Origin of the sequence: Prauserella sediminis (genome assembly GCF_014195435.1) — a bacterium.
Classification (GTDB): domain Bacteria; phylum Actinomycetota; class Actinomycetes; order Mycobacteriales; family Pseudonocardiaceae; genus Prauserella; species Prauserella salsuginis.
Genome location: NZ_JACIBS010000007.1, coordinates 102,917 through 113,520, shown reverse-complemented (window position 1 = coordinate 113,520; position 10,604 = coordinate 102,917). Strand labels below are relative to the sequence as shown.

The window sequence follows — 10,604 nt, the reverse complement described above, 5'->3', positions numbered from 1 at the left end:
CTGCACGTCGGCAGACGCGATCTCGAAGAGGTCTTCCTCGAACTGACCGGACGGGAGCTGCGCACATGACGACGTCCCGCTTCGCCCCCGGCACCTTCACGCCCGCACCCGGCCGCGGCCGGCTCGGGCGCATGCTCGCCGCCCACGCGCGCGTCGAAACGGCACTCACGCTGCGCCACGGCGAACAGATCCTGCTCACGCTGCTCATCCCGCTCGCCCTGCTCCTCGGGCTCAGCCTGCTCGACGTGCTGCCCGCGGGCGAGTTCGCCGACATGCCCCGCGTCGACTGGATCACTCCGCGGATCCTCGCCCTTGCGGTGCTGTCCTCGGCGTTCACCGGCCAGGCCATCGCGCTCGGTTTCGACCGGCGGTACGGCGTGCTGAAACGACTCGCCGCCACGGCGTTGCCACGGTGGCTGCTCGTCGCGGGCCGGCTCGTCGCCGCGCTCGTCGTCGTCACCCTGCAGGTGCTGATTCTCGGCGGCGTCGCGGCGCTGCTCGGCTGGTCGCCCTCGGCGGCAGGCATCGCGTTCGGTGTCGCCGCGCTCGTGCTCGGCACGCTGTGCTTCGGCGCGCTCGGCGTGCTGCTCGGCGGCGCGCTGAAGGCGGAGGCGGTTCTGGCCCTCGCGAACATCGTGTGGTTCGTCCTGCTGCTCGCCGGCGGGATCCTCATGGTTCCGTCCGCCCTGCCCGACGCCTACGCGACGGTCGTCGCGCTCCTGCCGTCCGGGGCGCTCGCGGAAGGGCTGCACGCCGCTCTCGTCGACGGGACGTTCTCCGCGGGATCCTGTGCCGTGCTCGCCGTCTGGACGGCCCTCGCCGCCGCGGTCGCCACGAGGACGACGAAACTCACCTGACTCCGGGGCCACGTCACAGGTGCGGCGTTGGATGCCCCAAGGGCGCCTCGGGCACCTCTCCCGCCACCTACCAAAACGAGGCGCTTCGCGCCACCTCTTACGGCCAGCCCCTCTCCCACCACCACCCAACCGGAAGCGCTCCGCGCTGCCCCTACAATCTGTAGTGTGAGCGCATTCGTGGAGCGGTTGTCCTCGCTCGTCGGCCGCCTGCCCTATCCGTCCCGCGCGGTGCAACGCACCATCGCGATCGCCGCGATCATCACCCAGGGCGGCATCGGCGTCACCGGCTCGATCGTGCGCGTCACCGGCTCCGGTCTCGGCTGCCCCACCTGGCCGCAGTGCTTCCCCGGCAGCATGTTCCCGGTCGAGCACGCCGAGTACGCGATGTTCAATCAGTGGATCGAATTCGGGAACCGCCTGCTCACCGGCATCGTCGGCATCGTCGCCGCCCTCTGCGTGATCGTGGCCTGGCGCATCAAGCTCGACCACCCCGGCCGCCGCCGACTCGTCGCACTGGCGTGGACCATGCCCGGTGGCGTCGTCGCCCAGGCCATCATCGGCGGCCTCACGGTCGTCACGGGCCTGTTGTGGTGGACGGTCGCGATCCACTTCCTCGTCTCCGCCGTTCTCGTCTGGCTCGCCACACAGCTGCTGTACGCCCTCGACGAAGGCGACGACGAACCCCGCCCCGTCCTGCCCGCGCGGCACCGGCCGCTGCTGCAGGCACTGGTCGTCTCCCTCGCCGCACTGCTGGCCGCCGGCACCACCGTCACCGGCGCAGGACCGCACGGCGGCGACCCCGAAACCCCGCGGTTCGACGCGCCCATCGAAACGCTCTCGTTCATCCACGGCGGGCTGCTCGTCGTGTTCCTCGCCATCCTCGCCGCACTCGGGGTCGCCGCACGGCGCCACCGAGCACAGACTCCGCCGCCGCCCGCGCTGCGGCGCAGGTACGCGATGGTCTGGGTCGTCGCGCTGGCCCAGGGCGTGCTCGGCAGCGTGCAGTACCAACTCGGTGTTCCGGAGGAGCTCGTGTCGTTCCACGTCCTCGGCTCCGCCGCCGTCATCGTCGCCGTGTCCGCGCTCTGGTGCGCCGCTCGCGACCGCGGCACCGCAGTCAGCCACTACCCCGCCCCGGCCGGTGCCGTGGAGCCCGCGGATCCGGCGGACACTCCGTCCGACACTCCGGCGCCCGGCCCCGCCGCGGGCACCACGTCCCACTGACCCTCGCCCGGCCGCCTGCCGCCATCACCGATGCCACCGGATCGTTCACGCCGGCGCCGACCGCGGCCGACCGTACGTTTCGTCACCTGTCACTACGGAAGTGCCCATGGCCCCGTGGCGGGCCGGTATTCTCCGACCGGCGCCGCCCACCGGCGGCCCCGACGCCCGCCTCCGCCGCGGGCGCGAGACCGTCCCACTCCCCTGCCACCGCATCGAGACGAGGTCGCACCTCCCCATGAGCACTGCCGAACAGGCACCGGAAACCACATCCGGAACGTCCGGACCGAAGCCCCTTCTCGGTGAAGCCCGCACGACAGGGCAAATGCTGGTGCTGAAGACGTTCCTGCTCATCCCGTTCGCCGCGCTGATCATCGCGGTCCCCTTCGCCTGGGGCTGGGGACTCAGCTGGCTCGACCTCGGCCTCGCCGTGGGCTTCTACACGATCGGGACGCTCGGCGTGACCGTCGGCTACCACCGCTACTTCACGCACGGCGCGTTCAAGACCGGCCGTCCGCTGCGCATCGCACTCGCCATCGCGGGCAGCATGGCCGTGCAGGGATCGGTGATCTTCTGGGTCGCCAGCCACCGCAGGCATCACGCGTTCGCCGACCGGGAGGGCGATCCGCACTCGCCGTGGCTGTTCGGCACCTCCCCCGGCGCGCTGCTGCGCGGCTTCTGGCACGCCCACATGGGGTGGATGTTCCAGCGCGACGTCACGAACTACCAGCGGTTCGCACCGGACCTGCTCGCCGACGAGGACCTGAAGATCGTCAACCGGTTCTTCGCCCTGTGGATCGTGGCCAGCCTCGGCCTGCCCGCACTCATCGGCGGACTCGTGACCTGGTCCTGGTGGGGTGCGGTGACCGCGTTCTTCTGGGCAGGGCTAGTCCGCATCGCCTTCTCCCACCACGTGACGTGGTCGGTCAACTCGGTGTGCCACATGGTCGGCGAGCGTCCGTTCACCAGTCGCGACAAGGCCTCCAACTTCTGGCCGCTGGCGATTCTGTCCATGGGCGAGTCCTGGCACAACTCCCACCACGCCGACCCGACGTGCGCCCGGCACGGGGTGCTGCGCGGCCAGCTGGACATCTCCGCCCGGCTGATCTGGATCTTCGAGAAGCTCGGCTGGGTCCGGGGTGTCCGCTGGCCCAAGCCCGAGCGGCTCGCCGCCAAGCGCGTCGCCGCCTGACACCGCGAGCGCGTGCTGCCCGCCCGCTGGTGCGGGCAGCACCGTCCGGTCACCTCAGCGCGGCCCGCACCGCCGACGCGAACCGCACGGGTGCGCCGGCGTCGGCCTGACGGAATCCCAGGCTCGGCTCGCTGACCTCCAGCTCCAGGACCGCAGGCTCACCGGCGGCGGTCCGCACCACGTCGACGCGGGCGTAGAGCAACTCGCTACGGCGCAGGCCGAGCCTGGTGGCGGCTGCGTCGAGCGCGTCCTCCGCGAGCGCCCGCCACGGCCCCTCCGGAGCGGCGCTGGCCAGCTTCTCGGTGACGAACAGCCCCGATTCGTGCAGGTCCGCACCGCTGAGCATCGGCCCCTTGGTGAACGCGTGCGAATACTGGCCGCCGAAGAACACCAGCGCCGTCTCGCCCTCGCTGTCGACCGCGGGTTGATACGGCTGGACGAGGGCCGTGTGGCCGTCGTCGTGCAGCGCGCGGAGGTGGCGCGTCGCCGCGTCGCGGCCCGCGGGTGTGAACCGCGCCGCACGCCGCGATCCCGCACCGACGGACGGCTTGACGACGAAGTCGCGGTCCGGCCACTCCGGCGTCTCACCCGGCGCGGCCAGCTCGGTGGGCACGACATCGACACCGGCGGCGGCGAGGTCGAGCAGGTAGGCCTTGTCGGTGTTCCAGCGGACCACGCTCGCCCGGTTCGCCAGTCCCGGTACCGACGCGCACCACGCCAGGAACTCGTCGCGCCGCTCCGTGTAGTCCCACGTCGATCGCGGAATCACGATGTCGGCGGCCGCGAAGTCCTCGGCTGGGTCGTCCCAGACGGCCCACCGCGTGTCGACCCCGACATCCGCGAGGGCGTCCGGAACTGCGCGTTCGTCCCCGTCGCCCTGCGGTACTCGGCTGCAGCCGACCAGCAGGGCCGTACGTTTCGCCCCGATCACGCGCGAGCGCGCGGACCGGCCATCGTGCGGCGGTGCTCCGCGCCGATCACCGTGGCGTTCACGGTGTCCGAATCCCATTCGGCGGGTTCGATGTCGTCGATCGCCTCGACGAGCGCCGTGCCGGTTTCCGTGCTCGGCACGACCACGTCACCCATGGCGCCGTCGGCGCCCACCAGCACGACGCGGGCGCCCAGGCGCCCGATCCGCTCCACAACGGCCTTCGTCGGCGCGCCGTGCTCGGCGACGAACCCGCGCGCGGCGGTCACCTGCGCCTTGGTCGGCTCGGCCGGGGTCTGCTCGGTGCTCTCGGTCTCAGCCACGGCGACAGTGTAGGGGCCGGTCCCGCAGTACGGGGCAGGGACGCGCTCCACGTCACGATCATGGTGCGGGCTCTAAGGTCGGAGCCGTCACGTCCGACGAACCTCGCCGAGGAGGAACCCGCATGCCCACAGCCATCCGGATCGAGCGGACCGGAGGTCCGGAGGTCCTCACCCCCGCCGACGTCGAGGTGCCCTCGCCCGGCCCCGGCGAGGTGCTGGTCGATGTCGCCGCCGCAGGGGTCAACTACATCGACACGTATCAGCGCGCCGGCGTCTACGCGATGAACCTGCCGTACACGCCGGGCCTCGAAGGCGCGGGCACGGTCGCCGAGGTGGGTTCCGGCGTCACCGGACTGGCGCCAGGCGACCGCGTGGCCTGGCAGGGCCATCCCGGCGGGTACGCGCAGCGGGCTCTCATCCCTGCGAACGTCGCCGTTCCCGTGCCCGACGCGGTGCCCGCCGAGACGGCGGCCGCGGTGATGCTCCAAGGAGTCACGGCGCACTACCTCGTCAACTCGACGTATCCCGTGGCAGCAGGCGACACGATCCTCGTGCACGCGGCCGCGGGCGGGGTGGGACTGCTGCTGACCCAGCTGGCCAAGGCGAAGGGTGCCCGCGTGCTCGGCACCGTGTCGACGGCGGAGAAGGAGACGCTCGCGCGCCGGGCGGGCGCCGACGAGGTGATCCGCTACACGGACCGGGATTTCGCCGAGGCGGTCGACGAGCTGACCGGCGGCGAGGGCGTGGCCGTGGTCTACGACGGCGTCGGTGCGAGCACGTACGAGGCGAGCCTGCGGTGCCTGCGGAGGCGGGGCATGCTCGTGCTGTTCGGCGCCTCGAGCGGCCCGGTGCCGCCGATCGACCCGCAGGTGCTCAACTCCGGCGGATCGCTGTACCTCACGCGCCCGACGGCCGCCGACCACGTCGCCACCCGCGACGAGCTCACGTGGCGTACCGGGGAGCTGTTCTCGGCCGTGGCCGCGGGAACGCTCGACGTCCGGGTCGGGGCGCGGTATCCGCTGGCCGACGCGCGCACCGCCCACGAGGACCTCGAGGGCCGCCGCACCACCGGCAAGGTGCTGCTCGTCCCGTGACGGCCGCGGACGTACGACCGCCCCCAGCGGTGCCTCACCGGCGCGGCTGGGGGCGGGTTCGCGACGTGGGGACGGTCCGCGTCAGGCGATGCCGGTGATCTCGGCCACCACGACGAGGTTCTGACCGGCGAGCGGGTTCCCGCTCTGCTCGGAGTAGCCGAGGTCGGGCGGAAGCACGATGAGCCGCTCGCCGCCCTGCCGGACGCCCTCCAGGCCCTGCGGCCAGCCCTCGATCTCCCCCGCCTGCGCCGACAGGTCGACCGACGCGGTTCCGCTGTCGGCGACGCTGCCGTCGGACCAGCCGAACACGGTGTAGTCCAGCTGCACCGTCGATTGCGGCGTCGCGGCCGCACCGGACCCGGATTCGAGATCACGGGTGAGGACCTGTGCCGGTGCCGCGCAATCACGCGGGATCTCGACCTGCGACTCGGCGGCCGAGGTGTCGACCGTGACGTCGTCGGCCGCACACGTGGCGGCACCGTTGCCCCCTCCGGCGTGCCCGCCGCCGTCGGCGCTGTCGGAGGCGGCGCTCTCGGACACCGACACGGGTGCGGGCGTGTGCGAGTTCTGCTCGCCCGCCGGCTGGTCGGTCGGTTCCTCCAGGGACGGCGAGCACGCCGCGAGCGCCGTGGCGGCGGCAGCCGCGATCAGGATTTTGCCAGCTTTGCGCATGCGCCTACCCTAGCCGCCCGCTCAGTGGGCGATTTCCGCACCTGACACCGCGGCATCGAGCGCGGCGGGCACCGGCCCGGTGTGGACGATCCCCAGCCGTTGGGTGGCACGCGTCAGCGCGACGTACAGGTCGTTCAGGCCACGCGGCGACTCGGCGATGATCTCGTCCGGTGCCACGACGACCACCGCGTCGAACTCCAGCCCCTTCGCCCGGCCGACGGTCAGCACCGACACGCGATCGGTGTCGGCCGCGATCGAGTCGAACGTCACATCCGCCAGGGTCTCGGGCACGACCACCGCTACCGTGCCGCCGTCCACTTCGGCCAGTTCACCATCCACAACGGACCGCAGCACGGGTGCCGGGTCGCCGCGGTCGGCGCGGCACTGCCACGGCAGGACTCCGGTGTCGCGCACGGACTGCGGCGCCTGCAGCTCGGGGTCGATCGCCGCGAGTACCCCGGCCGCGACGTCCATCACCTCGGCGGGCGTGCGGTAGTTCACCGTCAGTTCCCGCAGCCGCCAACGATCGCCGACGTACGGCGAGAGCACCTCGCCCCAGGAGGACGTGCCGCCCCTCGAACCGGTCTGCGACACGTCGCCGACCAGCGTCATCGAGCGGCTCGGGCAGCGCCGCATGAGCGTGCGCCAATCCATCGCCGACAGTTCCTGCGCCTCGTCGACGATGACGTGCCCGAACGTCCATGTCCGGTCCTGCGCGGCCCGCTGGGCGGCGGTCAGGTTGCTCCGGGCCTCCTGCCGTTCGGCGATCATCTCGGCGTCGAGGACGTCACGTACGCGGATCTGGTCCTCGTCGAGGATCTCGTCGTCCTGTTCGAGCACGTGCAGCACGCCCTCGGCGTACGCACGCTCTTCCCGTTCGCGCCGTTCGCGCCGCTGCCTGGCCTCGGTGTCGTCCTCACCGAGCAGCTCGGCGAGCTCGTCGAGCAGCGGCACGTCACCGGGCGTCCACCACGAGCCGGGGCTGCGCAGGAGCGCGTCCCGGTCGGCGGCGGACAGCGAGCCCTCGGTGGCCGAGGCCAGCCGATCGGCGTCGGTCAGCAAGTCCGCGAGCAGTTCCTGCGGCGTCAGCTTGGGCCACAGCGCGTGCAGCGCGGCGCGCACCGCGCGGTCCTCGGTCAGCTCCTGTCGGATCGTCGCGTAATCGCGCTCGTCGAGCAGCACGCCGTCGTCGGCCTCGTCCTCGGTCAGCGGGACCTGCGGGACGTCGTCGAGCACGCTGGACTCGAGCCGAGCCACGGCCTGCTCCGCGAGCGCGTCCAGCAGCGTGTCGACGAACACGCGGCGCGCCACGTTGTGCGGCTTGAGCGTGGCCCGCGCCTTCTCCCGCGCACGCTCACAGGTGCGCCGCTCCAGCGTCAGCACGTCGTTGTCCTCGGCGTCGATGCGCATCACGTCGTCGGGCACCGTCTGCCGATCCCGCACCGCCCGTGCGAGCACGTCGGCCATGACGATGCGCCCCTTGATCTCCGCGGCCTCCGGGGTGTCCGTGCCGACGGCCTCGAGTCCGGGATACAGCTCCCCGACCGTGGCCAGCAGCACCCCGGTCTCACCCAGCGACGGCAGCACCTGGCCGATGTAGCGCAGGAACGTGCTGTTCGGACCGACGACCAGCACGCCGCGGGTGGTGAGCTGCCTACGGTAGGTGTAGAGCAGGTACGCAGCGCGGTGCAGCGCGACAGCGGTCTTACCGGTTCCGGGACCGCCCTGAACGACCAGCGCACCGCCCATGTCGGCGCGGATGATGCGGTCCTGCTCGGCCTGGATGGTGGCGACGATGTCGCTCATCTCGCCGGTGCGCCGCCGCTCCAACGCGGACAACAGCGCGGCCTCACCCGCCAGGCCGAGGTGGTCGCTGTCGCCCTCGGACCCCAGGTCGAGCACCTCGTCGTCCACGTCCACGACACGCCGGGTCAGGGTGCGCAGGTGCCGGCGCCTGCGCACGCCGTCCGGGGACGCGGCGGTGGCCAGGTAGAACGGACGGGCCACCGGGGCCCGCCAGTCGATGAGCAGCGGCCGGTAGTCGTCGGACTCGTCGAACAGCCCGAGCCTGCCGATGTACAGCGGCGATTCGACATCGCCACGGGCGAGCCGCTCGTCGGTGAAGTCGAGCCGGCCGAAGCACAACCCCTGCTCCACGGACTTCAGCTGTGCCATGCGATCGCTGTAGGTGGTCGTCGCTGCCTCGCGTTCGGCCTGTGCCTGCGGTTCGCCGTCGTCGACGGCGCGGAGGCTGTCGGCCAGCCTCCGGGCGACGAGCTCGCGCTCGGCGTCCAGGGCGGTGTACAGACCGGTGACGTATTCCTGTTCCTCGGCGATCGCGGTGGTCTTACCGGTTTCGGTGGCCCGAGCGTCGGCGGACACGGACAAGGGCGGCGCCTTTCGGACGTGGGGAGGTTCGGCCGAGGTTCAACGACCGCGGCCGCGCATGAATTCCCGGGAGACGGGATGAGTAACCCACCCCGCCCACCCCGCGGGTCGCCCCTCACGCCGGTACCCCGGCGGGCGAGGAGGCGAAGTCGCGGAGCCGAACGCGCGCATCGCGAGGTCAGGGACGCCGGGACGACGCCGGCAGCCTGGGCGCACGGCGGCGGTGCCGCCTGCCCGAGCGATCCCAGCGGCGCGACAAACAGGTCAGAACGGCAGGCCGAGGACCGGCATGCCGATCGCGGCGTCGACGGCGAGCGCGACGAACACGATCATGAGATACGTGTTGGAACGGTGGAACAACGCCATCGGCTTGGTCTCGCGGCCACGTTTGACGCCGGCGTACAGGCTGTGGGCGTAGAAGAGGAACCACGCGCCGGCCAGTCCGGCGAAGGCCGCGTAGAGCCAGCTCGTGGCCGGGACCAGCAGCAGCGTCCAGCCGACCATGACCCACGAGTAGATGACGATCTGTTTCGCGACGTGCAGCGGGCTCGCGACGACGGGCAGCATCGGGACGCCCGCGCGTTCGTAGTCCTCGCGGTACTTCATCCCGAGCGCCCACGTGTGCGGGGGCGTCCAGAAGAAGATGACGCCGAACATGACGAAGGCAGGCCATTCGACGGTGCCGGTCACGGCGGCCCAGCCGATCACCACCGGCATGCAGCCCGCAGCGCCGCCCCAGACGACGTTCTGCGGCGTCCGCCGCTTGAGCCCGAGGGTGTAGACGAAGATGTAGAACAGGATCGTCGCGATCGCGAGCAGCCCCGCCAGCAGGTTGACCGTGGCGTAGAGCAGCGCGAACGACGCCGCGCCGAGCACGAGCCCGAAGATCAGCGCATTCGTGCGCGGCACCGTGTCCCGCACGAGCGGCCGCTTCTTCGTGCGGTTCATGACCTTGTCGATGTCGGCGTCGACGACACAGTTGAGCGCGTTGGCACTGCCGGCCGCCATGGTGCCGCCGACGAGCGTCGCGAGCAGCAGCCACGGGTTCGGGATCTCGCGGCCCGCCAGGAACATCGCGGGGATCGTGGTGACGAGCAGCAGCTCGATCACGCGCGGCTTCGCCAGGGCCGCGTAGGCCGCGACGGCACCGCGCACGCCGCGCCTGCCACCCGACGGCCCGCCCTCGGCACCGGCTCCCCCACCACCGGCCACCTCGGCACCGTCGACGTTGCTGTTGCCGGCGCTGGTGTGACCACTGCGCCCATGTGGCGGATGCGCAGCGTGCACCAACGACATGTCGCTCCCTGCGTCAGATTCGGGTCGGACCGTGACGGCTCAGACGCCGTGACGGCCGCGGATCGGCCGTTTCCGTGACAAAGGGTAGTAGAGCCCTGCCGGACCCCGGCGCACGGCACCCCGCGGCGCAGCGCACGTCACATTCGCGGGCACGCAGGCGCCGGCCGTGTCACACCGCGCGCGTCCCGGCGGCGCGCCCGGGCGCGCCGCCGGGACGCGCGGATTACGCTGACCGCGTCGGCCACCCGGCCGGCACCCACCCGGCGAGCACCATGGGCACACGGCGCCTGATCGATTAAGATCGCGGTGTCGGCGTCCACGCGGTCGCAGCACGTGTCCACGGCGGCAACGACGCTCACTGCCCCGACGCACGCTGTGGTGTCCGGACACACACTCCGGGCACAACAACGTGCGCCGGAGAACAGCGTGCACCGCAGAACACAGTGTGGTGTGTGCGGAAACGGCCGGTGTGGAAGCACAGCGACTGTCGAAGCACAACGGTCGCCGGACAACGGTTCGCCGGACAGCGGTTCGCCCCGGCGGCCGTCCGCCCGGCGACGGTTCGCCGGACAGCCGTTCGCCACGACAACCCAAACCGTTCGCCACGACAACGTTCGCCACGACAACACAGCG

9 protein-coding genes are annotated in these 10,604 nt (G+C 71.8%); 4 read left to right on the top strand and 5 right to left on the bottom strand.

The window, feature by feature from the left end; all coding sequences use genetic code 11:
• Positions 1–65: 65 nt before the first annotated feature.
• The 3 genes from FB384_RS23520 to FB384_RS23510 all read left to right on the top strand — a co-directional run bounded on the left by FB384_RS23520 (position 66) and on the right by FB384_RS23510 (position 3,270).
• A complete protein-coding gene (locus FB384_RS23520) occupies positions 66–857 on the top strand; it encodes an ABC transporter permease (protein ID WP_183787011.1) in 792 nt (263 codons plus the stop codon).
• A gap of 165 nt (positions 858–1,022) precedes the next feature.
• Positions 1,023–2,081: a COX15/CtaA family protein gene (locus tag FB384_RS23515; RefSeq protein WP_323985421.1), complete on the top strand. Its 1,059-nt coding sequence runs from the start codon at positions 1,023–1,025 to the stop codon at positions 2,079–2,081.
• A 235-nt stretch (positions 2,082–2,316) separates the two neighbouring features.
• Complete coding sequence (locus FB384_RS23510; protein ID WP_183787010.1) at positions 2,317–3,270, top strand: acyl-CoA desaturase; 954 nt, start codon at positions 2,317–2,319, stop codon at positions 3,268–3,270.
• A 49-nt stretch (positions 3,271–3,319) separates the two neighbouring features.
• Here the strand turns inward: FB384_RS23510 and FB384_RS23505 are convergent, their stop codons facing one another.
• Positions 3,320–4,201, bottom strand: a complete 882-nt coding sequence (locus FB384_RS23505; RefSeq protein WP_258938387.1) for an ATP-grasp domain-containing protein — start codon at positions 4,199–4,201, stop codon at positions 3,320–3,322.
• Positions 4,198–4,521 (bottom strand): hypothetical protein, encoded by a 324-nt coding sequence (locus tag FB384_RS23500; RefSeq protein WP_183787009.1) that lies wholly within the window; start codon positions 4,519–4,521, stop codon positions 4,198–4,200. Before FB384_RS23500 ends, FB384_RS23505 begins: the two co-directional genes overlap by 4 nt.
• Before the next feature lie 122 nt (positions 4,522–4,643).
• Here FB384_RS23500 and FB384_RS23495 point away from each other — a divergent pair, with 122 nt between their 5' ends.
• Positions 4,644–5,615, top strand: a complete 972-nt coding sequence (locus FB384_RS23495) for a quinone oxidoreductase family protein (RefSeq protein WP_183787008.1) — start codon at positions 4,644–4,646, stop codon at positions 5,613–5,615.
• An 81-nt stretch (positions 5,616–5,696) separates the two neighbouring features.
• Here FB384_RS23495 and FB384_RS23490 read toward each other — a convergent pair whose 3' ends face one another.
• From FB384_RS23490 to FB384_RS23480, 3 genes are all read right to left on the bottom strand, one after another.
• Positions 5,697–6,287, bottom strand: coding sequence for an FKBP-type peptidyl-prolyl cis-trans isomerase (locus FB384_RS23490; RefSeq protein WP_183787007.1), 591 nt, complete (start codon positions 6,285–6,287; stop codon positions 5,697–5,699).
• A 21-nt stretch (positions 6,288–6,308) separates the two neighbouring features.
• Positions 6,309–8,675, bottom strand: coding sequence for a HelD family protein (locus FB384_RS23485; RefSeq protein ID WP_183787006.1), 2,367 nt, complete (start codon positions 8,673–8,675; stop codon positions 6,309–6,311).
• Positions 8,676–8,939: 264 nt separating this feature from the next.
• Complete coding sequence (locus FB384_RS23480; RefSeq protein WP_183787005.1) at positions 8,940–9,971, bottom strand: heme o synthase; 1,032 nt, start codon at positions 9,969–9,971, stop codon at positions 8,940–8,942.
• Positions 9,972–10,604: the final 633 nt, after the last annotated feature.